At 33.4% G+C, this 25,270-nt stretch carries 22 protein-coding genes and 2 tRNA genes; 12 read left to right on the top strand and 12 right to left on the bottom strand.

All coding sequences use genetic code 11. The annotated features are described in order from the left end of the window. Positions 1-31: 31 nt before the first annotated feature. The 6 genes from MG292_RS01065 to MG292_RS01040 all read right to left on the bottom strand — a co-directional run bounded on the left by MG292_RS01065 (position 32) and on the right by MG292_RS01040 (position 9,282). Positions 32-1,420 (bottom strand): TolC family protein, encoded by a 1,389-nt coding sequence (locus MG292_RS01065; RefSeq protein WP_264534580.1) that lies wholly within the window; start codon positions 1,418-1,420, stop codon positions 32-34. Beyond that, positions 1,420-2,766, bottom strand: coding sequence for an HlyD family secretion protein (locus MG292_RS01060; protein ID WP_264534537.1), 1,347 nt, complete (start codon positions 2,764-2,766; stop codon positions 1,420-1,422). The genes MG292_RS01065 and MG292_RS01060 overlap by 1 nt, the downstream gene beginning before the upstream one ends. Positions 2,767-2,770: 4 nt before the next feature. Further along, positions 2,771-4,435, bottom strand: coding sequence for a peptidase domain-containing ABC transporter (locus MG292_RS01055; protein ID WP_264534538.1), 1,665 nt, complete (start codon positions 4,433-4,435; stop codon positions 2,771-2,773). 7 nt (positions 4,436-4,442) lie between these two features. Continuing rightward, on the bottom strand, positions 4,443-5,114 hold the full coding sequence (locus tag MG292_RS01050; protein ID WP_264534539.1) for a TetR/AcrR family transcriptional regulator: 672 nt from the start codon (positions 5,112-5,114) through the stop codon (positions 4,443-4,445). Between the two features lie 118 nt (positions 5,115-5,232). Continuing rightward, a complete protein-coding gene (gpmI, locus tag MG292_RS01045) occupies positions 5,233-6,750 on the bottom strand; it encodes a 2,3-bisphosphoglycerate-independent phosphoglycerate mutase (protein WP_264534540.1) in 1,518 nt (505 codons plus the stop codon). Between the two features lie 126 nt (positions 6,751-6,876). Further along, a complete protein-coding gene (locus MG292_RS01040; RefSeq protein ID WP_264534541.1) occupies positions 6,877-9,282 on the bottom strand; it encodes a DUF5916 domain-containing protein in 2,406 nt (801 codons plus the stop codon). A gap of 247 nt (positions 9,283-9,529) precedes the next feature. On the opposite strand from MG292_RS01040, the gene MG292_RS01035 reads away from it, so the two are divergent. Then, a complete protein-coding gene (locus MG292_RS01035; protein ID WP_264534542.1) occupies positions 9,530-10,228 on the top strand; it encodes a murein L,D-transpeptidase catalytic domain family protein in 699 nt (232 codons plus the stop codon). On the opposite strand, the gene MG292_RS01030 is transcribed toward MG292_RS01035, so the two are convergent. Beyond that, on the bottom strand, positions 10,225-10,671 hold the full coding sequence (locus MG292_RS01030; protein ID WP_264534543.1) for a GNAT family N-acetyltransferase: 447 nt from the start codon (positions 10,669-10,671) through the stop codon (positions 10,225-10,227). The genes MG292_RS01035 and MG292_RS01030 overlap by 4 nt on opposite strands. Positions 10,672-10,834: 163 nt before the next feature. Here MG292_RS01030 and MG292_RS01025 point away from each other — a divergent pair. Together MG292_RS01025 and MG292_RS01020 are read left to right on the top strand one after the other, a co-directional pair. Then, positions 10,835-10,907, top strand: a tRNA-Gly gene (locus MG292_RS01025). A 47-nt stretch (positions 10,908-10,954) separates the two neighbouring features. Then, positions 10,955-11,027: transfer RNA gene (locus tag MG292_RS01020), tRNA-Gly, on the top strand. A gap of 336 nt (positions 11,028-11,363) precedes the next feature. Here MG292_RS01020 and pepE read toward each other — a convergent pair. Continuing rightward, positions 11,364-12,071: a dipeptidase PepE gene (gene pepE, locus MG292_RS01015; protein WP_264534544.1), complete on the bottom strand. Its 708-nt coding sequence runs from the start codon at positions 12,069-12,071 to the stop codon at positions 11,364-11,366. 141 nt (positions 12,072-12,212) lie between these two features. Between pepE and MG292_RS01010 the strand changes: the two genes are divergently transcribed. After that, entirely contained in the window at positions 12,213-12,941 is a 729-nt protein-coding gene (locus MG292_RS01010; RefSeq protein ID WP_264534545.1) for a carboxypeptidase-like regulatory domain-containing protein, read from the top strand. 149 nt (positions 12,942-13,090) lie between these two features. Here MG292_RS01010 and MG292_RS01005 read toward each other — a convergent pair whose 3' ends face one another. Beyond that, entirely contained in the window at positions 13,091-13,840 is a 750-nt protein-coding gene (locus tag MG292_RS01005) for a hypothetical protein (RefSeq protein ID WP_264534546.1), read from the bottom strand. 204 nt (positions 13,841-14,044) lie between these two features. On the opposite strand from MG292_RS01005, the gene MG292_RS01000 reads away from it, so the two are divergent. From MG292_RS01000 to MG292_RS00985, 4 genes are all read left to right on the top strand, one after another. Further along, entirely contained in the window at positions 14,045-14,548 is a 504-nt protein-coding gene (locus MG292_RS01000; protein ID WP_264534547.1) for a DUF6702 family protein, read from the top strand. 56 nt (positions 14,549-14,604) lie between these two features. Beyond that, entirely contained in the window at positions 14,605-16,848 is a 2,244-nt protein-coding gene (locus tag MG292_RS00995) for a M1 family metallopeptidase (RefSeq protein ID WP_264534548.1), read from the top strand. A 228-nt stretch (positions 16,849-17,076) separates the two neighbouring features. Further along, a complete protein-coding gene (locus tag MG292_RS00990; protein ID WP_264534549.1) occupies positions 17,077-17,478 on the top strand; it encodes a twin-arginine translocase TatA/TatE family subunit in 402 nt (133 codons plus the stop codon). Then, complete coding sequence (locus MG292_RS00985) at positions 17,478-18,044, top strand: phosphatase PAP2 family protein (RefSeq protein ID WP_264534550.1); 567 nt, start codon at positions 17,478-17,480, stop codon at positions 18,042-18,044. The genes MG292_RS00990 and MG292_RS00985 overlap by 1 nt, the downstream gene beginning before the upstream one ends. Here the strand turns inward: MG292_RS00985 and MG292_RS00980 are convergent. Beyond that, positions 18,021-18,662 (bottom strand): O-methyltransferase, encoded by a 642-nt coding sequence (locus MG292_RS00980; RefSeq protein WP_264534551.1) that lies wholly within the window; start codon positions 18,660-18,662, stop codon positions 18,021-18,023. The two genes, MG292_RS00985 and MG292_RS00980, sit on opposite strands and share 24 nt — an antisense overlap. Before the next feature lie 106 nt (positions 18,663-18,768). Here MG292_RS00980 and rlmN point away from each other — a divergent pair, with 106 nt between their 5' ends. From rlmN to MG292_RS00960, 4 genes are all read left to right on the top strand, one after another. Beyond that, a complete protein-coding gene (rlmN, locus tag MG292_RS00975; RefSeq protein ID WP_264534552.1) occupies positions 18,769-19,809 on the top strand; it encodes a dual-specificity RNA methyltransferase RlmN in 1,041 nt (346 codons plus the stop codon). Positions 19,810-19,866: 57 nt separating this feature from the next. Beyond that, positions 19,867-20,844 carry a polyprenyl synthetase family protein gene (locus MG292_RS00970; RefSeq protein ID WP_264534553.1) on the top strand — a complete coding sequence of 326 codons (978 nt, stop codon included), beginning with the start codon at positions 19,867-19,869 and terminating at the stop codon, positions 20,842-20,844. 138 nt (positions 20,845-20,982) lie between these two features. Continuing rightward, positions 20,983-21,759, top strand: coding sequence for a response regulator transcription factor (locus MG292_RS00965; protein WP_264532457.1), 777 nt, complete (start codon positions 20,983-20,985; stop codon positions 21,757-21,759). A gap of 169 nt (positions 21,760-21,928) precedes the next feature. Continuing rightward, positions 21,929-22,084 carry a hypothetical protein gene (locus tag MG292_RS00960; RefSeq protein ID WP_264532458.1) on the top strand — a complete coding sequence of 52 codons (156 nt, stop codon included), beginning with the start codon at positions 21,929-21,931 and terminating at the stop codon, positions 22,082-22,084. Between the two features lie 297 nt (positions 22,085-22,381). Here the strand turns inward: MG292_RS00960 and MG292_RS00955 are convergent, their stop codons facing one another. Further along, positions 22,382-22,738 carry a response regulator transcription factor gene (locus tag MG292_RS00955; RefSeq protein ID WP_264532459.1) on the bottom strand — a complete coding sequence of 119 codons (357 nt, stop codon included), beginning with the start codon at positions 22,736-22,738 and terminating at the stop codon, positions 22,382-22,384. Continuing rightward, positions 22,735-25,098: a PAS domain-containing sensor histidine kinase gene (locus tag MG292_RS00950; protein WP_264532460.1), complete on the bottom strand. Its 2,364-nt coding sequence runs from the start codon at positions 25,096-25,098 to the stop codon at positions 22,735-22,737. Before MG292_RS00950 ends, MG292_RS00955 begins: the two co-directional genes overlap by 4 nt. Between the last annotated feature and the right edge of the window lie 172 nt (positions 25,099-25,270).

Here is a 25,270-nt window from a genome sequence, read left to right as displayed (position 1 = left end):
TTCTAAAAATAAGAATGCAAAAGTAACACTATTAATCTGGATTTGCCATTATTTTGAATAATTCAGCATTGGAGTTAAAAAATCGATTTTCTAATCCTAATTGCGACAATTGAATGTTTACTAAATTATTCTCTCTAGAGTTCAGTAAAAAAATAGAACTTTCTCCCATTGAAAATAGGCGTTCTTCGGATTGTAACATTTGCAAATTGTCTTTAACTAGTCCTAAAATTATTTGGTATTGTTTTTCAATTGATTTTATTTCGGTTTGTTGTGCTTTGATTTTATTTGTAAGCTGGATACGTTCAAAATCTAATGTAAATTTTGCATCCTGAATCTTAAATTTGGATAATTGTAAACTACCTCGTTCTTTTCTTAAAAATAGAGGGAATTTAAAATTTAACCCAATTTTATAGTTATTAAAATTAGTTTCATTCCAATAATTTGGTTCTGATAAGTAATGATATCCTAAATCTAATTTTGGTAATAAATTGTTTGCTTTGAGTTTCCTATCTACCTCTAATAATGCAAGTTTGCCTTGAAGAGCATTGATTTTAGGATGGTTCTCGATAGGCAAATCTTGGATTAGTAATTCATTTGTGTTTAAAGTTTCTAGGATTGTTTGGGTTAATTTTTCTTCGGGAACAATTGTGTCTTGTAATTCTAAAGGAATGTTATTGTCAATCCATAAAAAATTAGCCAATTCTAGTTTAGACTTGGTGAGTTTTAATTTAGCTTCTTCTAAATTCCATTGTCTTGTTTTAACTGTAATTCCTGCTTCGACACTGTCTATTGCTGGTTTGTCGCCATTTTTAATTAAAGATAAAATTCCATTATAGCGGAATTGGGCATTTTTTAAATAACTGGAATAAAGTTCTACTTCACTATAATTTCGTTTCCAATTAAAATAGGCTAATGATGCCTTGTAGAGAACCTCGATTGCTTCCAACTTGCGTTCGGCTTGACTTAATTGAATTTGAATTTTAGCTTTTCTTACATCAGCCATTCGTTGGTTAATCAATAATCCTTGTCCAATAGGGATTGTTATTCCTAAAGAAGTTAACCCTTGATTTGGGACCGTATTTTCGGGATTAATAAAAATTCCCTCACTGTTGTCAAAACTCGCTTTCAGTTCTATACCATACCAAGTAGGAATTTTAAAACTACTGTTAAAAAAGGAATAATATTCCTTGTTTTTGAACTGCTTTTTATCATAATCAACTTCAATTTTTGGATCAAATCCCCCTCTTGCAATCATTAAGTTTGCTTGTGCCATATTGATTTCTAGATTGGCATTTTTTACTAAAGGGTGGTATTTCTTTACATATCCTAAGAACTCATTATAGGTAAGTTCTGTAGAATTTTTGTTTTGGCCCCATAAAAAACAACTGCAAAACAGAAAAGTTACGATTAGTTTTTTCATCATTTTTTTTCTTTGGTTTTACTTTCTTTTGGGGAGTAATAGTTAGGAGGAAAACCGTTCAGAGTTCGCCATAATTCAAACCAAATAGGTACATTTTCTAGTAACGCCAAGGTTTGTGCTCCTGAACCGATACTGATTTCTTTTGGCCATTTAGCTTCTTTTGGATCAGGTGCTACCAAAACTCTAAATTTTCCGTTAGGACTTATATATTTTTCAATGGCTACAATTTGTCCACCAAAAGTACCATAGCTCATATTGGGCCATCCAGAAAAAACTATTGTTGGCCATCCATCGAACCAAATTCGTACTTTTTCGCCTTTATGGATTAAGGGCAGGTCTGCGGGAGATACAAATGTCTCTACAGCAATATCATATTGAGAAGGCATAATGCTAACAATTTCGGTACCTTCTTTAATAATTTCTCCAATACCCGATTGCATTGCTCTGTTCACGTAGCCATCTTGAGGGGCTTTGATATAATACATACCATTACGAATTTGGTAGTTTACATATTGATTTTGTAATTTATTTACCTGAGCCTGAGTGTCATATTGATTGCTAATTGCGGTATATTGATCGCTTCTTGCTTTTGCAGCTTTTTCACTATATTCAGCATTGATTCGGTTGATTTCTATTTTAGAATTTATCAAATCGTTTTTACTCGCTAATAGTTTGTTTTCTTGCGTAATTATTTTAGCTTCCACTTCTTGTAGTTTTAGCCTTTTTTCTTCAACATCTGTTAACGGTTTTAACCCTTCTTTGTTTAATGTTATCGAACGATTGAATTGTGTTGTTGCGATTTTTATTTGTGTTTTAGTCGCCTCTAAATCCATACTATCACTTTTAACTTTGAGTATCGATTGACGAATTTTATTTAGCGCTTGTTCTAATTTTAGACCTTTCTCATTGTTAATTGCATTAATTTGGCTAGAAAGGGTTGTTACTTTATCTCCATACGAAGCTAGGGATAAAGATTTTGCATCTACTTGATTTTTAGTGTTTTGAACTAAATTAGGATCAAAATAATCTTCTTTTATTTCAGAGATAAATAGGATAGTATCGCCTTTCTTTACATAATCCCCCTCTTTTACGTACCATTTTTCAATTCTTCCAGCAATAGCAGAATGAATGGTTTGTGGTCTTTGATCTGGTTTGAGTGTTGTTACTGCTCCAGAGCCTGAAATATTTTGAGTCCAAGGCAAGAACAGGATTATAATTCCAAGAAGTGCTACATAGAGAATAATCTTGTTTAAAATTTGATAATGAGGTCTATTAGTTAAATTCTGTACTGTGCTGTATTTTTCTATATTTTCAGCAATTGGATTTTTTTTCGAAATATTTAGCATAGTGTTATTGTTTTACATCGGCAATGATATGCCCATTGTTCATAGTAATTTTTCTGGTGCATTTCTTTTTCCAATAATTGTTTTTTGAAGATACAATAACCGTCCATTTGTTTGAAGGATTAGTGATAAAGTCAATAATCTCTTTGGCAGCAATTTCATCCATTTTGTCTAAAGGGTCTTCATAAAAAAGTATTTTAGGTTTGCTTACAATACTTCTCGCTAATAGGATTTTTTGTGCATTGGAAGACGAAAGTTGTCTACCATCTGGGAAAATTTTAGTCTCTAATCTATTTGGTAACGTTTTAATATAATCTCCAAGTTGTACACTTTCTATAGCCCATTTTATATCTTCATTTGAAATAGTAGGATTGTTTAGAGTAATGTTCTCTAATACAGTGCCTTCAAAAGGAGTCTCTCCTTGAGTAATGGTGCTAATTTGAGATCTATATTGAGATAAGTCTATTTTTCTATACGTATCGTCGTTGATGAAAAAAGAACCTGAAGAGGGTTGTATAAACCCTGAAAGAATTCGAATAAGCGTTGTTTTACCCGAGCCGTTGACTCCGTCAAGGTATATTTTTTCTGAAGGCTCAATTTGAAGGCTAATTTGGCTTAAAATATCATCTGTTGAATCAGGGTATTTGAATCGAAGGTTTTCGGTTGTTATGGAGATGTTTGTAAAGCAATAATCAGCATCTGCTTCGCTTGTATCTTCCATTTTTAAATCGGCGATTTGGCCTATTTTTTCTACAGATGTAAGAACGTCATATAGGCTTTCCAATCCAATAATTATTTTTTCAATAGAACTAAGTACTAATAAAATGATGATTTCAGCAGCCACAAATTGACCAATATTCATTTTTTGGTTTAATACCAAATAACCTCCAATAAGCAGTAAACTCGCTGTGATAATTACTTTAAAAAATATTAGTTGTGTGTACTGTCTTTTAATTATTTTAAAATGTTTTTCACGATAATTAATATACTCTGTCACTAGGGAGTTGTTTTTTTCGAGAGCGTATTCAAAATTTTCTTGTTTTCTGAAACTGAAATTATTTCTTGCGATTTCTTGTAGCCAACTGACCACCTTGTATTTGTATTTTGATTCTTTTAAACTTGATGATAATCCGGGATAGTATGAAAATCGAAAAATAGAAAACAATAAGATAGATAAAAGGATACCAAAAAAGATGAAAAATGGATGGTATAGAGAAAGTAAGAGTATCCCAAAAAGAATCTGTAGTAATGCAGTAGAAAAATCAATTAATAGTTTAGAAGTGCCTTTTTGGATTGTTAGTGTATCAAAAAATCGGTTTGCTAATTCAGGAGGATATTGGTTGTACAATTCTTCGAATTGTATTTTGGGTAATCGATATCCGAATTCAAAAGAAGAGCGAACAAATATTTTTTGTTGTAAATTTTCAGTAATACGCAATTGCATTAGCGATAAAATTCCAACAAGAGCTACACCAATCACCACTATAATCACTAAGACTATCCATGAAATACTGACTCTTCCCGCTTGGATGAGGTTGATAATTGCTTGAATTCCTAAAGGCAAAGACAGGCTTACTAAACCTGAAAAAATGGCATAGAAAAATATTTGGTAAATATCCCTTCTGTCAAGTTTGAGTAAATTGTAAAATCGTTGTAATGGGGTTAAGCTCATAATTAATTTATCTTAAAGTTTTTTCTACTAGATCAATATAGAAATCAGTTACAGAATTTTTCTCAGTACAGTTGGTGATCGTTTTTAAATGGTTTTTCAAAAAATGTTGGTGTAAGGCTCCTTCCACTATACAAGAGGCTAAGCTTTTTGCGAAAGGATAGTTTGGGTTTACTTCTGTTATAATTGCAACGATTCTGTTTATTATTCTTTTATAAACCATAAAGAAGCCTTCTTTGTTTTCTTCATCAACTTCTTTGGTAAGTAATGTTTTGGTGAATTCTTGGATGATAATATTATTCAGTATAGATTCGTTAATATGTAAAGTGCTATTGTCATCTTCAACTTTTTCAGTAACAATTGTAATCGCTTTTTTCAATCGTTGCATTGGCTCTTCAACATTATTTGTCGCAAAAACGAGTTTGTATTCTATCCAGCCCCAATACCAAGAGGATAGGTACAACATTAATTTATGTTTGCTTTCGAAGTAGCGATAAATTGAACTTTCGTTGGAATTTATTTTTTCTCCTAATTTTTTAAAAGTGAAGTTTTCAAATCCAATTTCATCAATCAAAAGAATACTCTGCTCAATTATTTTTTTTCCTAGATCAGATGTTTCTGGGTTTTTGACATACAGTTTATCGTTAACCGCAATAATGATGTTTGAAAGTATGTTTTGCATAACACGATATATTTTTATGCAAAAATAATAGTATTACTATTAATATTCAAATTTTAACTTTTATTTATAAAAAAAACCGTCCCAATTGGAACGGTTTTAATGTAAGATGAAATGGATATTATAATAACGAATGACTTGTCATAGCAGCAGGTTGTGCAACACCCATCAATTCTAAAATGGTTGGAGCAATATCTCCTAAAACACCGTCGTTAATTTTTTTCAAGTCTTTGTCTACTAAAATAATTGGCACAGGATTCGTAGTGTGAGCTGTATTAGGCGAACCATCAGGATTAATCATGGTTTCACAGTTTCCGTGATCGGCAATGATGATGGTAGTGTAGTCATTGGCTAAAGCCGCTTCTACCACTTCTTTTACACAAACATCTACTGCTTCACAGGCTTTGATAGCGGCTTCCATAATTCCGGTATGTCCTACCATGTCTCCGTTAGCGAAGTTTAAACAAACAAAATCCACTTCTCCTTTATGCAATTCAGGAACCAAAGCGTCTTTCAATTCGTAAGCACTCATTTCTGGTTTCAAATCGTAAGTTGCCACTTTAGGTGAGTTTCTTAAGATTCGAGTTTCACCCTCAAAAGGAGTTTCTCTACCACCCGAAAAGAAAAACGTCACGTGTGGGTATTTCTCTGTTTCGGCAATACGAATTTGTTTTTTGTTGGCTTTTTCCAATACCTCTCCTAAAGTTTCTGTGATGTTGTCTTTATTATAGACTACTTTTACATTTTGGTAGGTTTCATCGTAGTTGGTTAGCGTTACATAATACAAATTCAATTTGTGCATGTTTTGCTCGTGAAAATCTTGTTGCGAAAGCGCTTCGGTCAATTCACGACCTCTATCGGTTCTAAAGTTGAAGAAGATTACTACATCGTCTTCTTCAATTATTGCCAATGGTTTGTCGTTAGCATCCACAGCAACAAGTGGCTGAATAAATTCATCGGTCACATCGTTTCCGTAACTGGTTGCTATAGCAGTTACCACATCTTTTGTTGGAGTTCCTGTTCCGTGAACTACTAAATCGTAAGCTAATTTTACACGTTCCCAACGTTTGTCACGATCCATTGCGTAGTAACGACCAATTACCGAGGCAATTTTAACCGGTGTTGGCGCAATATAATCGTGTAAGTCTTGAAGGTATTTTTTCCCTGATTTAGGATCTACGTCACGTCCGTCAGTAAACGCGTGAATAAATACTTTTTCCAATCCGTATTCTTGTGAAGCATCGATCAAACCTCTTAAATGAGAAGTGTGAGAGTGTACCCCACCATCAGAAACTAAACCTAAAAAGTGTACTTTTTTGTTATTGGCTTTAGCATAATTAAAGGCATCGATTAAAACGGGCTCTTTGGCTAATGTTTTATTGGCTACAGCCAAATTAATTTTGGCTAAATCTTGGTACACAATGCGTCCAGCTCCAAGGTTCATGTGACCTACCTCTGAATTTCCCATTTGCCCCTCAGGTAAACCAACGTTTAAACCATCGGTTCTCAATTGAGCATTTGGATATTGAGAATATAAACTATTTATAAAAGGGACATTTGCATTGTCTATAGCAGATACTTTCGGGTCAGGAGATTTTCCCCAACCGTCTAAAATCATAAGGATAACTTTCTTGTTCATTGGAATTTATTTTAGGCAAAGATAAGGCATTTTAAAAATCTCCGAATACTTACCATTCACAATTATTCAAATAGTAACAAATACAATCGTTTTTGTTTTATAAATGACTCTTCTTGTGATTAGCGGTTATTTTTTGAATGAATTGTAATCGATGAAATAGCGCATGCTAATAGAAAAGATATGATTTAAGTAGTGTCTATCGATTACTTTTTTTAAATTGGTTCCTAAGTCATTGACAAATTCATTTTCAAATAGTGTTGCATTGTTTCTATATAAAATTGAGAGTTGACTTCCAGGAGCAAACCACCAAGAATACGACACATCTAAATTCCACGCATTGAATATGGAATCACTATTTTGACTAAAATGGGTAGTTGGAGAGAGTGTTCCGTTAGTATTAAGACTATAATATTGACTGTATTTGGCATAACTTAAATAATGACGTAACGAAAGGTTGAAATTCATGTCACTATTCACGGTAAATTTTCCTTGGATAGCATTGATATAGGTAGTTCGGTCCCTTCTTCCCATAAAAATTTCGTTTGAAGATGAGTTGTTGCCAACATAGCCTAAGTTGTTATCTTGATGACTGTATTCTACACTGTATGTTAGTGATAAATGATCCGAAAAACGGTATCTTGGCGAAATAGAAAATCCATAACCTATTCGACCTTTTTCATTAGCGATTCCGAAAGAAGGATTGAAATCTAATGCAAATTTTTTGTTGTAATTAGAGGAATAGTAGAAGAAAGCATTGACAACTTCTGGAATCTCTAAAAATCGAGATTGGTCAGCGGTACGGGGTTCATAAAAATCATACGTTTTTATTGGTCTAGCATTGAATCCTCCTCCAAAATAATTATTTTTTTTATTGATAGAATTTAAGTTGAAATTCAACATTCCTTGTTGGATTCGACCAGTACGATTATCGAATTCTGAATAGAGATTCAAATAAATGTTGAACATGTTGAATGTCTTGGTTGGATTTAAAATGCGGTAACTGCCATTAGAATAAAAACTATGGTAATTGCTCTGAAATTGAATACCCATATCGTCTTTATCAAATCCTTTTGAAATGTATTCAGCTCCTGCTCCAAATTGGAACTTTCCACTCGTTTCTCCAAAATTGATGCTTGAGCTATATCCTTTTTTATTTTCTGTATCTAGTAAATTAACATAACTGTACTTATAATCTCCAGATAAATTGTAGGTGTTTTTCTTTGTGTTTAAATCAAATAAAAGAGCAGATACATTTCCGTCACGTCCATTCCCATTTCGAGTTACATTGGTATTGATAAATGAAACAGATGAATTTTTTCTAAAGCGTTGATCTAAAACAAATACATTATAGTTAGCCATTGGTTCTATTAAAGCTTTGCGCGTTGTTCCAGTAATGTCATTAGTAATGATGGCTTCTGTTTTTTCGGTTACAGCGTTCAAAACTCCAATCCCTAGTCCATTTTTGGTTCGGCCAGAAATTTTTAACGCATTCAATAAGTTTACTTTTCCTGGAGATTCAGTAATAGATTCATTAGCAGATAGTTCAGGGGTACTACTTGGGCTTCCGCCAATTCTGCGCGAATAAAATAGATTTCCTTTACTAAATAATTCTGTTCCTTCAGTAAAAAAAGGACGATTTTCATTGAATTGTTGTTCGAATGGCCCTAAATTTAAAATGACATTATCAAATGTGGTTTGCCCAAAATCAGGGACTAAAATAGCATCCAAAGTAAACGCATCATTGATGCCGTATTTAATATCGACTCCGCCTTTTAAATTGCCTTTTGTTTTTTGATTGGCATTGGAATTCAAATAAAAAGAAGAATAGGGAATTAGAAATAATCGGGTGGGCGTTTTGATATTTTCTATCCCATTCAAAATCCCTTCTTGATTGCCTCTAGAATTGATTTTATTGTCAATTAAATTCCAAGAATAAAATTTGCGTTCTCTCTTGAAATCTCTGATGAAATTAATTCCCCAAGTTTGTTTTTTTTCTGACGAAAATCGAAGGGCAGCGTATGGGATTTTAATTTCGGCGGTCCAACCAAAATCAGTGATTTGCGTTTTTCCTTCCCAAATAGCATTCCAAGAGGAATCTTCGCCATTGCTTTCGGTAAAAAGAAAATCTTCTTGAACTCCAGCTGCGCTAATAATGAAACTAAATTCTTGTTGTCCGTCATTGTATCCATTGATAAAAACCCCTACACGATCTGCTGCTCCTGAATCGTCCCTTTGGCTTAATTCTTTTAAGATTTTATTCGGTTCGTCATCATACATAGTAGCAGCAAAATAGATTGCTTCATTATCATAAGTTACTTTGACTTCAGTTCGATGTTCTTTGGGTTCAGCTTTTCCATTGTCTGGCATCCACATTACAAAATCTTTAGCGACGTCGGCTTTTAACCAAGCAGTTTCGTCAAATTTACCATCAACGATGATTTTTTCAGTTGTAAATTGGGTAGTCAATGATTTTTTTTGGCTGTATCCAAAACAGCATACAAAGGCTACAAATAGGTTGAAAAATGATTTCATATTTTGGGGATGCAATTATCAGGGTTAGATTAAGACAACGTAATTTTTTCTATAAAATTGGATTGCATGCCATTAGTCTTGAGAATTTCGTATTTGTTACAGAATCTTCATTCATCTATTAAGATAAGTCGTACTAAACCGTTTTAATTTGTTAAAAATAACGTTAAATTACTGTTTTTTAATTAATTAACTTGTTTTTGAGCCTATCTTTGCAATTCTCAAATCTAAGAATATAATATCAAAATCTATGGTTGTCCAATTTTTTACGATTTCTCTTTTTTTATTTTCTTTTTTTTCGGCTCCTTTGAGAGCCAATTCTTTTACAGCAAAATTACCCAACAAAGAAACGAGTTTAGTTACTGAAAGCGCAATCGTATCACTGTATTCCGGTTTACAGACGAATCAGTACGAATTGCCTAAGTTGGCAAGTTTTACTCAAGCGTTGAAAGGGTTTTATAAATTGAAAGAAAGAGGAATAATCAAAAAAGACATTCTGACTTTGATTGATTTTAGTTTGTCGTCTAATGCGAAACGCCTTTGGGTAATCGATTTAGCCTCAAAAACTATTTTGTTTCAATCCTTGGTGGCACATGGAAGAAATACAGGTGAAGAATTTGCTAACAGTTTTTCGAACGCCACACAGTCTTTTAAAAGTAGTTTAGGATTTTACGCTACAGGAGAGGTGTATAATGGGAAACACGGATTGTCACTGCGATTAGACGGTCTTGAAAAAGGAATCAACGACAATGCAAGGAATAGGGGAGTGGTGATGCATGCGGCAGACTATGTGTCTAATTCTTTTGTTAAAAACAATAAAAGATTAGGTCGAAGTCAAGGATGTCCAGCCGTTCCAGTTGCTCTATCTAAAGAAATTATTAGCACGATTAAAGACAAATCCTGTCTTTTTATTTACCATCCCAAATTAGTGTCATCTTTATCTTCTTAGATTTTTTTATACATCAAGAAATGAGGACCAACTTCTTGAATTTCAAATTCGTTTCCCTCTATTTCATAGCCCATTTTTTTATAAAATCCAACCGCTGAAGTTCGCGCATTGAACCAAATTAATGTGGTTTTTTGTTTTTTACAAAAGGTTTCTGCTTCTCTAACCAATGCCTCGCCAATGCCTTTCTTTTGATGGCTTTCTAAAACGGCCATTCCTCTAATTTGAAAGGATTTTTGTTGCTCAAAAGTAGTATTTTCAGCTTCAAATAGCGAGATCACTCCTATGAGTTCAGTTGTTATATAATAGCCAAAATGATGAGTAGAGGATAATTCATCTCCTACAAAATGACAACTTTCAATAGGCTTGCCCGCTCTTAAAATGGCGTGTCGTACAGGGTAGGTGTCGATTGCCGTAATTTCTTGAATAAAATGGGTGTTTTTCAAAGCAAAATTTTAATACAAATTAAAGAGATAATAATTTCATACTAAAATATTTATGAATTAAATGGAGTACAGGTATTGATTTTTTTAAAAGAGAAGTTTGTTATTTTTTTGAAAAAAACTTGCAATCATGAAAACTTATTATTTATATTTGCACCGTTGAAATGCGGAAGTAGCTCAGTTGGTAGAGCTCCAGCCTTCCAAGCTGGTTGTCGCGAGTTCGAGCCTCGTCTTCCGCTCTAAAGCCTCAAATTTAATTTGAGGTTTTTTATTTACTGTTTTTCATGCGGAAGTAGCTCAGTTGGTAGAGCTCCAGCCTTCCAAGCTGGTTGTCGCGAGTTCGAGCCTCGTCTTCCGCTCTTTAGAGCCGAAACTTTTGTTTCGGCTTTTTTATTTTCTATGTGGTAAAAAAGTTTGTAAAATAATCTGCGAATCTGCGGTTTCCTTAAAATTTATTTTGTTTATTGATATAATTTATTAGATATAAATTAACCACATAGAAACATAGGGCTATTAGTAAACAAAAAGAAAAGATAGAAATAATCGTATTTTTCACATAGCTATGTGAAGAATGAAATGACTATCACAATCTTTCAAAGACTTCCTTTCTATGTTTCTATGTGGTAAAAAGTTTGTAAAATAATCTGCGAATCTGCGGTTAAATATTTGCCACGGATTTCACGGACAGAACAGATTTATTTTATAAAACTTAAATCGGCACCGCTTTCTAATTCTTCAGGTAGCTGATTTTGTCTAAAAAGTCGCGCTTTGAGATGGCCTTTTAACGTTATTGTATTCCCCTTAATTGCTAGCCAACTTCCTTCACGAAGTCCTAAAACAGGAATGGAATTAAAGGCATGAAATTCCTTAATTCTTGCTTCTCGGGTTTCTCCCATGTGATTGTCAGGCCCTTCAGAATCTATAAAATGCGGATTCAAATTGAACGGAATCATTCCCAGTGTTTGAAAGCTTGGTGGGTACACAATAGGCATATCATTAGTGGTTTGAATGGTTAATCCTGCAATATTACTTCCGGCGCTGGTACCTAAATAAGGCGTTCCACTTTTTAGTTTTTCAGCCAAAACATCCATTACTTGATTTTTGTATAATTGGGAAACCAAAACAAACGTATTTCCTCCTCCGGTAAAAATTCCTTCAGCATTTTGAACGGCTTCTACAGGATTTTCAAATTCATGAATTCCTTTTACGGCAATGTTAATTTTGGCGAATGCCAAAGCCACTTTAGCCGTATATTCCTCGTGTGTCATTCCGCCAGAACGAGCATACGGAATAAAAAGTAGGGTGTTGCAGTCCTTAAAATGCTGCACCAATTCAGGAAGTAAGTAGTCCAAAAAGCCACTTCCATATACCGTTGAGGTGCTTGCCAATAGGATATTTTTCATCTTCAAAATTATTGTATAGTAGGGTAAAGGTACATAATCCCGTTTTTTAATTAACAAATTTTTACCAACTCATTAATAATTAATTTGGAGTGTACTCAAATACTTTTGTGAACAATTCCAACCGCCCCGAATGGTTATAGTATGATACGACTGATTTGTTTTATAGTTTTTTGGTGTACCGCCCAGCTTTTTGCTCAAGGCAACGTTCCTGTTGAATGCCATGGCAAAGTCAATGCCGATATGACTAATCTAGAAGGGATTTATGTGATTAATCTAAAAACTGAAAATGCTTCGATAACAGATAGAGAGGGATATTTTTTCATCAAGGCAGCAGTGGGTGATACGTTGCTATTATCGGCTTACCAATTCAAGTCGGTTAAAATAGCCTTAACGCCAGAGCATCTTCAAACTAATGTGTTTTTTGTAGAAATGAAACCTATTATGAACGAATTGAAAGAAGTTGTTGTAAGTCGTTATCCGAATATCTCTGCAGAAGCCCTAGGGATTATCCCAAACGGAATAAAAAAATATACCCCAGCAGAGCGCAAATTAGCAACAGCTTCTTCGGGATTTGGGCTAGACCCCTTATTAAACCTAATGTCGGGCAGAACAAATATGCTAAAAAAAGAATTGGAAGTAGAAAAGAAAGAGACTTTTTTGGCCCAACTTGAATCGATGTTTGATCAAAATCATTTGGTCAATACCCTGCACATTCCAACGATTTACGTAAAAGGATTTTTGTATTTTGCTGTTGAAAATCCAAAATTCACACGAGTTTTGGAAACCAAAAACCACACTTCCATTGAGTTTTTGTTGGCTGAATTGGCTAGACAATACCTTGAAATTGTTGTTCCCAAAAAGGAGAATTAAGTAGGATTTGATTTCAGCAATTATTCTAAAATGAATTTCTATTCAACTGCTGCCTGAAATGAAACTGGACGAAGTCAATAATTGTGGGCACGGATTACTTCGTCAGTTCACTTAGTTCGTTTGAAAATCAACTCTATCGGTTAGTTTTTTTATTTCTTTTTCAGAAAAATTTCAATTACCCCATTTTTACCTTTTTCACCATACTTTTCGGTTGCGCTTACTTCTTTTAAAACATTTATAGAGTCCACGTCATCAGGTTTTATTTCGGCGATAATTTTTTCGGTCACTTCTTTTCCATCAACAATATAAAGAGGTTGGATTTTTTGTTCATTTTGTTGAATTGAATAACAATCGGAAACAATATCAATTCCTTCGATTTGCTGTTCTGAATAATATTTGTTGTCAATTGGATAACGAGGTTTTTTTTTCTGGTTTAATTTAACGTAAAAGTAAATTTCTTTATTTCTATTTATTCCTAAATAATCTGAACAACCTCGAGAAGTCCAAATGTCTAAACTATCATATTTTGCAATTATTTCACTTGCTTGGATAGTTTTTAAGTCAACATATGTACCATCAGGCAAATACCCTTTGAAATCTTTCGATAAATGAATTTTTGCAATTATATTCAAATCCTTATGATATTTTTGGAATATAACTCCAGGATATAATTTTGAGGTATATCCGATTCTATTTTCAAATCGACCATCTTCTACAAACTCGTCAGAACATAAATTCATCTCTTCTAAATTGGCTTGTTTTAAGTCTGCGTCATTTTGTTTTAAATCTTCTAAAGTTAAGTTACACAATTTTATATCGGAAAGTCTAATAGCGTCTTTCTGTTGGGAAAAAGATTTAATGCTAAATAATAAAATTAAAATTATAGATATTTTCTTCATTTGATATTTCTGTTGGTTTCTTCAAAAAAATGCCTATTAATGTGCTTACATGTCTAACAAAATCACACATAGCGTCTTGTTTGGTGTGTATAAGTCTGATACGAATTCGTTTTTATCGTAATGCTAAAATATAAAAAATAAGTTACAAAGTAACGACTTAGTGAAGCGCTACTCTCATTTCAAAAGAATTACTACTTTTGAAAAATGAAGAAAATCATTTGTATGGCCTTTTTAGGGCTGCTGTTTTGTAGTGTTTCGGCCTTTGTAGTCCATAAGTTTTATATGGCTATTTTTCAGGTGAACTATGCGCCAGAAAAGAAGATGCTCCAAATCACGTCCCGCATTTTTGTCGATGACTTGAACTTGGCAATCGAAAAAAAATACGGTAAAAAAGTGTATTTGGGTTCAGAGAAAGAGTCGGCAGACGATCAAGGAGTACTCAAAAAATATTTTGCCGAAAACTTGCAAATCAAAGTCAACGGTCAATCCAAGCCGGTGGTTTTTTTAAGCAAAGAACTAGAAGGCGATGTCTTGATTTGTTATTGTCGTGTTACCGATGTTACTAAATTACATTCGGCTGAAATTACCAATACATTGTTAACGCATTGGAATTCAGAACAACAAAACATTTTGCATTTCACTGCCTTTGGAAACAAGCAAACGGTTCTTTTTACGGCTTCAAACAAAACCGAAGTGTTAAAATTCTAATTATAATTAGTCCATTTGTTAAAAAGTAGTATTTTCACAAGCTAAAATTCCCCAAAATGAAAAAAATCGCATTATTAGTACTGTTACCAGTAATTACTTTGGCTCAAGAGAAGTCAGCGCCGGTAGCGCCAAAGCAAACCGGAAAATATGATACGAATAAATTCAGTCAGATGTACGATTTGTTGGCTACGCCCAATATGTTTCGTACGGCTGCAGGAGCACCAGGCCCTGCTTATTATCAGCAACAAGCAGATTATAAAATTGACATTGAATTAGACGATAAAAATTCAAAATTAAGTGGTTCAGAAACGGTTACATATACGAATAATTCGCCAGATACTTTAGAGTATTTATGGGTGCAATTGGATCAAAACCAACAAGCAAAAACATCGCAATCTCCTTTGGCAGAAAGCCAAAAAATTGACCAGGTCTTGCCCGCTGAAAAATTTGCGACAGACTATTTGAGAGAAAAACCAGATCGCGGATTTCATATTGACTATGTAAAAGATGTTAAAGGGTCTCCGTTATCCTATACCATCAATCAAACGATGATGCGCATCAATTTGCCAGTGCCAATGAAGCCAGGAGACAAATTCGTTTTTTCTACAAAATGGTGGTACAATATCAACAATTATAGAAAAGAAGGGGGGCGTTCAGGATATGAATTATTTGAAAAGGATGGCAATAAAATTTATGTAATTGCTCAATTTTACCCAAGAATGGCAGTGTATAATGATGTAGAGGGTTGGCAAAACATGCAGTTCTGGGGAAGTGGTGAATTTGCCTTGCCTTTTGGAAATTTTGATGTGAATATTACAGTACCTGCAGATCATGTAATTGATGCAACGGGAGAATTACTAAACCGTGCCGAAGTATTTACACCTGCTCAAGTGAAGCGATACGAATTGGCTCAAAAAACTTTTGATAAACCAGTAGTAATTGTTACTCAAGAAGAGGCTATCGCTAATGAAAAAGGATTTTCGGATAAGAAAAAAACTTGGCGTTTTAGTGCTAAAAATGTGAGGGATTTTGGAATTGCTTCGTCAAGAAAATTTATTTATGACGCGATGGCTGTGAAATTGAACAACAAAGTAGTCATGGCGGAGTCGGTGTATCCAAAAGAAGCCAACCCACTTTGGGGGGATTATTCTACAAAAACGGTGGCGCATACCTTGAAAAGTTATTCATCGCATACGTTTGATTATCCGTATCCAAAAGCAGTTTCGGTTTCGGCAGAAGATCAAGGAATGGAATATCCAATGATTTGTTGGAACTACGGTCGACCAGATGAAAATGGAGTGACCAGCGATAGAATTAAACATGGAATGATTAGTGTGATTATTCACGAAGTAGGTCACAATTTTTTTCCAATGATTGTCAATTCTGATGAGCGTCAATGGACTTGGATGGACGAAGGATTGAATTCGTTTATGCAATACATGGCAGAACAAGAATTAGAGGCTAATTACCCATCTAATCGTGGGCCAGCAAAAAACATTGTTCCTTATATGAGTGGTGACCAAAAATTCTTGGAACCAATTATGTCTAATTCTGAAAACATTTACCAATTTGGTAATAATGCGTACGGGAAACCAGCAACAGGATTGAATATTTTGAGAGAAACCGTTATGGGACGCGAATTATTCGACCATGCTTTTAAAGTATATGCTAACCGATGGAAGTTCAAGCACCCCACTCCAGAAGACTTTTTTAGAACTATGGAAGATGCTTCAGCCTTTGATTTGGATTGGTTCATTAGAGGATGGTTTTATTCCACTGATTTTGTAGATATTGGGGTGGAAGACGTTAAACAATATTATGTTTCTGAAACAGCAACGACTGATTTAAAAGACGTGAAAGTGAGAAGAGGACGTTTTGGTTTAGATAAAGGGCCTTTTGTGTATTTGGTTTCAGGACAAAATGCGGAGGTGAATCCAAATGACAAAAAAGCATTGAAAATCGAGGATGTTAAATTGCTTTCTGACTATGTAAATCAAAATTTATCTGCAGATGAAAAAGCGAATTTAAAAGCACCTAAATACTTCTATGAAGTAACGTTCAATAAACCAGGCGGTATGTTGATGCCTATTTTAGTTGAAATCACATATGAGGATGATTCTAAGGAAAGCTTTAAATATCCAGCACAAATTTGGAGAAAAAATAACGATACTGCGCGCAAAGTGTATGCTACGGCAAAAGCGATCAAAAAAATTCAAATTGATCCCAACTTAGAAACAGCTGATATTGATGTTACTAATAACACTTGGCCAAAGCAAGAAGTGAAATCAAAATTTGAATAAAAAAAGTTCTACATTTAGGGAACAATTACATTTTTATTTAAACCATTAAGTTGTTAAGATTCATTAAGTTTTACCTTAATTACCTTAATTTCTTAATGGTTTTTGATTTTTATAATTTTTAATAAAATCTAATCTAAATTAGTTTAGGGGAGCTGTATTTTTTATGAAAAATTTAAAATAGACCGAGTTGAATTTTGGTATATTTGTCCCCAAGAAAAAAAATAAATTATGTTTGGTATAGGTGGAGGTGAAATAATTTTCATCATGTTTGTTGTTTTAATGCTCTTTGGTTCTGATAAAGTACCAGAAATTGCACGAACATTAGGTAAGACGATGGCGCAGATTAAGCATGCTACTAATGATATTAAAAACGAAATTCAAAAAGGAGCTGAAGAAAATGGTTTTGATAAGCAATCATTGGCAGATTTAACTGGAAATATTACTGCCGAAATCGATAAGGCAAAAGAAAACTTACTAGGAAACACAAGTACTTTGACTGATTTTTCCAATACAGTGACTTCTGAACTGACTCAAGTAAAACAAGGGCTTTCAGTTGAAGAAAATAAAACAGAAGTAGCAGCTGTAGCCAAAGAAGAAGAGGTGGAAGGGCCTATTAAACGCCAAATGTAATGCTTGAAAAAGTACTAGCTTTCGACACCCAATTATTCGTCTTTTTGAATGGTTTAGGTACGGCAACGTATGACGGATTTTGGTTATTCATCACGAAACAATCTAATTGGACGCCATTTTTTTTAATGCTATTGTTTTTGGTCTATAAAAAGTTAGGAACAAAACCAACACTAACCTTACTATTGTTTGTTGCGCTATTACTTTTGGTTTCTGATCAAACCTGTAATCTTTTCAAATATACTTTTCAGCGACTACGCCCGTGCAATAATCCAGAAATAAAGTCGGTGATACGAGTTGTAAAATCAAGCGATACCTTTAGTTTTTTTTCAGGTCATGCCGCTAATTCTATGGCAACGATGACTTTTCTATTCTTGCTTTTGAAAAAGTACTATCGTTATGCTTTTTTGTTATTCTTATTTCCTCTAATTTTTGCGTATAGCCGAATTTACTTGGGCTTGCATTATCCGTTGGATATTGTAACAGGTTATTTGTTTGGTGCTAGTTTTGGGTTTATAGCGTACAAATTGTATCAAAAATACGTTTTAAAGCACTCTCGAAACAGTTAATCCATCCCGAATAGGCAATAAAACCGTTTCTACTCGAGGGTCATTTTTTAGCAATTCATTGTATTCTAAAAGTACTTTGGTACTCACATCATTTTTTTGAAGCGGTTCCAATACTTTGCCACTCCACAACACATTATCTGATAAAATAATACCGCCTTTATTCATTTTGGGAACAATCATTTCAAAATAATGAATATAATTTTCCTTGTCGGCATCAATAAAAACCAAATCAAATTGCATATCAAGAGTAGGAATAATGTCAAGGGCTTCTCCTAAATGCTGCACAATTTGGTTGCCCCAAGGCGATTTATCAAAATGTTTGCGTTGAAAATCAACTAACTCTTCTTTGATGTCAATGGTATGCAATTGTCCGTTTTCTTGCATTCCCTCACACAAACACAAAGCGGAATAACCTGTGTAGGTACCTATTTCAAGAATATTTATAGGACGAATCAATTTAGACAACATACTCAAAACACGCCCTTGAAAATGACCGCTTAACATTCGTGGCAACAAAATTTTTTGGTAGGTTTCTTTGTTTAAAGCAGCTAAATGTTGTGGTTCTTTTTCAGAATGTTGTTCGATATAATCTTCGAGTTCTTGAGAAATGAAGTGCATTGTATAATTTTTTCAATTGGGGCAAAGTTATCAAATTATAAAATCACACACGAGCATTTATACGAATTGATGAAATAAATCAACAAATACTCCTTAAATTTGCGCCATGCAAATCGAGAAAAAAGACATACGAGCCTTATCCAAAGAACAACTGCGCGATTTTTTTGTTGCCAATGGAGACAAAGCCTTTCGCGGCAACCAAGTGTACGAATGGTTGTGGAGCAAAGGAGCGCATACTTTTGACGATATGACCAATGTGGCTAAACCCACTCGTCAAATGCTAGAAGAACACTTTGTGATTAATCATATCAAAGTTGATACGATGCAACGAAGTGAAGATGGAACGGTAAAAAATGCCGTTCGTTTGCACGATGGATTGATTGTAGAATCCGTTTTAATTCCTACCGAAACTAGAACTACCGCTTGTGTTTCCAGTCAGGTGGGTTGTAGTTTGGATTGTAATTTTTGTGCCACTGCTCGATTGAAGCGAATGCGCAATTTGGAACCCGGCGAAATCTATGATCAAGTGGTTGCTATTGATAGAGAAAGTCGTTTATATTACAATCACCCCTTATCCAATATTGTTTTTATGGGAATGGGGGAGCCTTTGATGAATTACAATAATGTCATCAAAGCGATTGATATGATTACTTCGCCAGAAGGGCTGGGAATGTCTCCTAAACGAATTATGGTTTCGACTTCGGGTATTCCCAAAATGATTAAAAAGTTAGCCGATGACGGAGTGAAATTCAAACTCGCGGTTTCATTACATTCGGCCATTGATGAAATTCGTTCTCGAATTATGCCTTTTAGCGAAAATTTCCCGCTGGCTGATTTGCGTGAAGCCTTAGAATATTGGTATCGAAAAACCAAGAGTAAGATTTCGTACGAATATGTAGTTTGGAAAGGAATCAACGATGATAAAGCGTCGGTGGATGCTTTGGTAAAATTCTGTAAATATGTGCCTTGCAAGGTGAATTTAATTGAATACAATCCCATTGATGATGGCGAATTTCAACAAGCATCAGAACAAGCTATTGTGGCTTATATTAAAGGATTAGAAGCTATTGGTGTTGTGGTTAAAGTGAGAAGAAGTCGCGGAAAAGACATTGATGCGGCTTGCGGTCAATTGGCTAACAAATCCTAAATACATTTAATCAATAATTGGCTTTGAAAAAATAATCATTTTGTATCTTTGGAGTCAATGAATATCACTTCTCAAATAAAACAACCGATTTTGACCGAAATGGAACTTTTTGAAAAAAAGTTCTACGAATCGATGTCGTCCAAAGTGGCGTTGTTGAACCGAATCACCTATTATATTGTCAATCGAAAAGGGAAACAAATGCGTCCGATGTTTGTATTCTTGACTGCCAAAATGGTTTCGGAAGGGAAAGTAAACGAGCGAACGTATCGCGGTGCTTGTGTGATTGAGTTGATACATACAGCAACTTTGGTTCATGATGATGTAGTGGATGATAGTAATCGTCGTCGCGGATTTTTCTCCTTGAATGCGCTTTGGAAAAATAAAATTGCTGTTTTAGTGGGCGATTATCTCCTTTCTAAAGGGTTGTTGCTTTCTATTGACAATGGCGATTTTGATTTACTTCGAATCATATCGGTTGCCGTTCGAGAAATGAGTGAGGGTGAACTACTTCAAATCGAAAAAGCCCGAAGACTAGATATTACTGAGGAAGTGTATTATGATATTATCCGTAAAAAAACAGCGACATTAATTGCGGCTTGTTGCGCTTTAGGAGCGCAATCAGTCATAGACGATGAAGTGCAAGTAAAGAATATGCATCGTTTTGGAGAATTGATAGGAATGGCATTCCAAATTAAAGACGACTTGTTTGATTATACGGATGACGCCATTGGAAAACCAACGGGGATTGATATCAAAGAGCAAAAAATGACGTTGCCTTTAATTCATGTTTTGAATACCTGTACGGCTAAAGAAAAAAGTTGGTTAATTAACTCTATAAAAAACCACAATAAAGACAAAAAGCGTGTCAAAGAAGTAATTACTTTTGTTAAAAACAATAATGGTTTGGCTTACGCCGAACAAAAGATGCTTCAATTTCAACAAGAAGCATTGCAGCTTCTGACTCACTATCCTGATTCTCCGTTCAAAGAGGCCTTAATTTTAATGGTTAATTATGTGATTAACAGAAAGATATAGTTTTTTATTGATTTTATTTATTTTTTTAGGTATAAAAAATTGCGTCATAATTTATAATTTATGACTATTAATTTTAAAAAATACTATAATTTTAAATAAAAATAGATAATTTAAAAATATTATAGTTAAATTTGTCACATGAAAATCCAAAAGAAAAAAATTGTTTTAATTGAAGATGATGTAGCTTTAGGGAACTCCATCCTAGAGTTATTGTTATTAAGCAATTTTGATGTCGTATGGTTTGAGGAAAGTAGGGTTGCATTGCATTATTTGACTCAAAATATTCCAGATTTAGTGATTAGTGATTTGATGATGCCTGATATGAATGGGGAAGAATTATATTTGAATATTCGAAAGAATAAAAAATTTAATGTAGTCCCATTTGTTATCATTACCGCTAATGTTGATGACGAAGTCAAATTACGACAATTGGAACATGGTGTAAATGATTACATTATGAAACCATTTAAGGTAAAAGAACTTATTTTTAAAGTCAATAATGTTCTTGAATTTAGGAGAAATATCGAGAAAAATTTTGGAAATGATCCTTTCTCTAAAGTTACTATTAAATTATCTGAAAAAGACTTTTTAACTTCCTTGAACGAATTGCTTTTGAAAGATATGAAAAGCAAACCCGATTTGGATGAACTATCTAGAAAATTATTTATAAGTAAATCAACCTTAGATAAACGAATTCGAAAGCTTACGGGTAAAAATATTAGTCAATATATAAGAGAGTTTAAGATTCAGTATGCAATGAAATTAATTAACTTGGGAGAAAGAAATATACAATTCTTAGTTGATCAGACAGGGTTTAGATCTTTTTCATATTTTTCTACAAGTTTTAAATTATATCTTAATATGACACCCCGAGATTACATTAAGTCAATTCAGGCTTCTAATTTTGAATTGTAATTCTTCAATTTAATTCTTTGTTTTTTTAATTGATTTTTGGTTACTGCTATTTTTATTTAAAATAGCAGTAAAAAAGACTCATTTGTAAGATCCAAACAGTACTTTAGTACTGTGTCTGCAATATTGCTTACCATAGTCAAGAGAAGTATAATGTAAATGTCCCCTTAACATGAAACTACGACCTTCTGAAGAAGCATGGGATAGATTAGATGAACTATTAAATCAAGAAGAAAATAACAGTGAAAAAATAGGTTTTAATAGACTTATAGTAGCTCTTGGGTTTATGGTGCTAATTTATTTTGGAGTACTTCTTCTAATCGATTAAAAAATGCCTTAGGGCATTTTTTTTGTGATTTTAATATGTAGAATTATTTCAACTTTTTCGATAGCAATGTAGAAATTAAATTATTAGTATTTTATTTTAATTTATCAATTAAATTAAAATAAAATAAAAAAACATGTATTATTTTTGACTCAAGATTTGGGATCTTTCTTACCGAGCAGCTTACTCAGAAAATTTATTGGGGGCAATGAATTTATGATTACAATTTAGTTAAAGTAGGCTGCTTTAGGTAAGAATCTAATTACTTCGATTCCTCTTAAATTCCATATTTTTTATATTTTATATGTATTCCTCAACTAATTTTCTTAGTTCATGGAATGCAAACGGTTTTTTTATGTAACCTTTCGCACCGTTCTTAAAACCTATTTGTTTGTCCTTTTCTTCAGTTTTAGCAGTCAAAAGTAGTACAGGTATATGAGAGAATGCAGAGTTGGAGTGGTTTTTCAGAAAACCATACCCATCTAATTTAGGCATCATTACATCACATAGTATTAAGTCTGGAATTTCAGATTTAACTTTTTCTAACCCCTCAACACCATCTTGGGCTTCAATAATGTTATACCCAATAAACGAGAACATTTCTACAATGGTTTCTCTCAATTTAACTTCATCATCAATAATTAATATTGTTTTCATGGTTGTTTGAAACTTGATTTAGATATAGGAAATTCAAGAGTAACGGTGGTTCCTTTACCTAACGTACTTTCAACTTGAATACTACCAGAATTTCTTTCTGTAAACGTTTTTACAATATAAAGACCTAATCCAGTTCCTTGAATTCCTTCTGTATTGCTGGCTCTGAAAAAAGTATTAAATAATTTTGGAACGTCTTTTTCAGGGATCCCAATACCTTTGTCAATAATTTGAATTTGAATTTTTTGAGTGTCTGATATAATGTTTAATTTAATATGATCCGTTCCTTCAGAATATTTAAAGGCATTGTTTAACAAATTAAAAAGAGAGTATTCCATTAAGTTTTTGTCTGCAAATACAGTAAAATCATCTCCTACAAAGGAAGTTAGTACTTTACGCCCTCCAAATTGATGCGAGTAGCTAGTTTCTATCACATCCATACAGATTTGTTTCAAATCAAAATAGATTGGATTGAAATTGGTTTTTCCTGCATCGTCTTTGGAAATGGTTAATACAGCATTCATTAACTCTACTATTCGATCAATTTCTTCTGTAATGGTGTTGATTCTTTTTTGTAATTGGGCTGAATGAACAAAATTATGGCCTTCAATATACATTTCTATAAGTTCGGCACTTGTCCTTATTGTAGTCATTGGTGTTCTAAATTCATGGGAAATAGTCGAAACTAGGTTAGTTCGTAATTCATTGAGCTCCCGTTCTTGTGCTAATGCTTTTTTCATTGCATATTGCACTTCTTTTTGTTGGGTTATATTTCTTGCACTTGTTTGAAAACTAACTGGTTTTCCATTTTCTTTTACAATCGTAGCTTTAATTTCGAACCAAACATAATCTCCCTTTTTATTTCTAAAACGCGCTTCTACATAGGCATTTTCGTCTTCAGATTCGCTGATGAAACTTGTAAAACTATGTTGAATTAATTCGAGGTCTTTTGGATGAACATATTGCATAGGGAATTGTCCTATTAGTTCTTCGGGAGTATATCCCATGAGTTTCATTATGGATGGGGAAATGTACTCAAACGTGGTATCTAAGTTGTGTAAACAAACAAGATCTACAGTATTATCTGCTAGAAGGCGATACATGTTTTTAGCTTCGTTGAGTTGGATAATTTTATTTCGATTATTTTCTTCAATTAATAATCGGTTTTGTTCTTCAACATTTTTTCTTTTTGTAATGTCTTGAATTGCACCAATCATTCGAACAGCCTTCCCTTTTTTATCACGTATGATAATTGCTTTGTCGCTTACATAAGCATAGGTTCCATCAGCTTTTAAATAGCGATATTCATCAGACCATTTTAATGAGTTACTATTTAGTATTTCTTCAAATTTTTTAGTATACGATTCTTTGTCATCAGGATGAATAAAATTCTCACAGCTTAAAGCTGAAATACGATTCTCTATAAATTCATGTCCAAAAAGAGCGGTATAGGTTTCTCCTACAAAAATTTCATTAGTTATTAAATCCCAGTCCCAAAGGGCATCGGATGTTGCTTGACTTGCATAGCTAAAGCGTTCGTTACTTATTTTTAATGCATCTTCAGCGTTTTTTTGTGCCGTAATATCAACACCAAAACCAACCATCATTTCAAACGTTCCATTTTCTTTAAAAACAGGAGCATATTTACGAGTATAAAAAGAAGTTTCTCCTGTATCCTTTTTTTTAATTTCGTCAATCCATTCGATGATGGTATTTAATTTGGCTGCTTTAGAAAATCGTTCTCTTCTTTCTTTTGCAAATTGTGTATCGCGTTGTGTATGCTTTGCATATTCGAAATCGTCTTTACCGATGATGTAGTTACGAAGATCTTCATTTTGAATAGCTGCAGGATTGACATATAAATACTTGTGATTGTTATCAAAAACAGCTATCTCAGTTGGTAGAAAATCTAAAATTTTTTTATAAAGATCTTTTTCTCTTAATTCAATTTTTTGACGTTCTAAAAGGTATAGATTTTGAATTTGACATAGTAGGTTCTCTATAGTTTTTAATTGAATATCTTCTAAAATTCTTGGTTTATAGTCCCAAAGACTTAAAGTTCCATTAATTGTATCTCCTTCAAAAATAATTGGGATTCCCATTGAAAAAGTAGTATCAGAGTTTACTTGAGGTTTTTTATTGGCAATAATTGAATTATTGAGTGTCTCAAGTTTTTTTTTAGAGATTTTAGAATTGGTTTCTGTTTGTGCAATTATAAATGCGGTTGTATCGTATTCTACACAAGACAAAATAATAATTGGGATTTCACAAATTTTTGAAGTTAATGTGAGTATTGATAAGCATTCTTTTTGAAAGGAAGGAGTACTTAGAATCGTTTTTGGAGTGACAGTATTTAAGGGCATAAGTGTATTGTTTAGTTGCATTTAAAGTGCAATTAGAATTCGGGATGTTAATGCAAATAACTTTTTAATGGTATAAAAATAAATGTTTTATTAGTAAATTTCATTTTTTTAGCAGTATAAATTTAAATATTGATTTGATATTTGTTTTTGAAGTTGAAAATAAGGTTTCATC

Origin of the sequence: Flavobacterium keumense (assembly GCF_029866485.1) — a bacterium.
GTDB lineage: Bacteria > Bacteroidota > Bacteroidia > Flavobacteriales > Flavobacteriaceae > Flavobacterium > Flavobacterium keumense.
The sequence above is the reverse complement of the archived record's forward strand: the minus strand, read 5'-3'. Positions and strand labels throughout refer to the sequence as shown.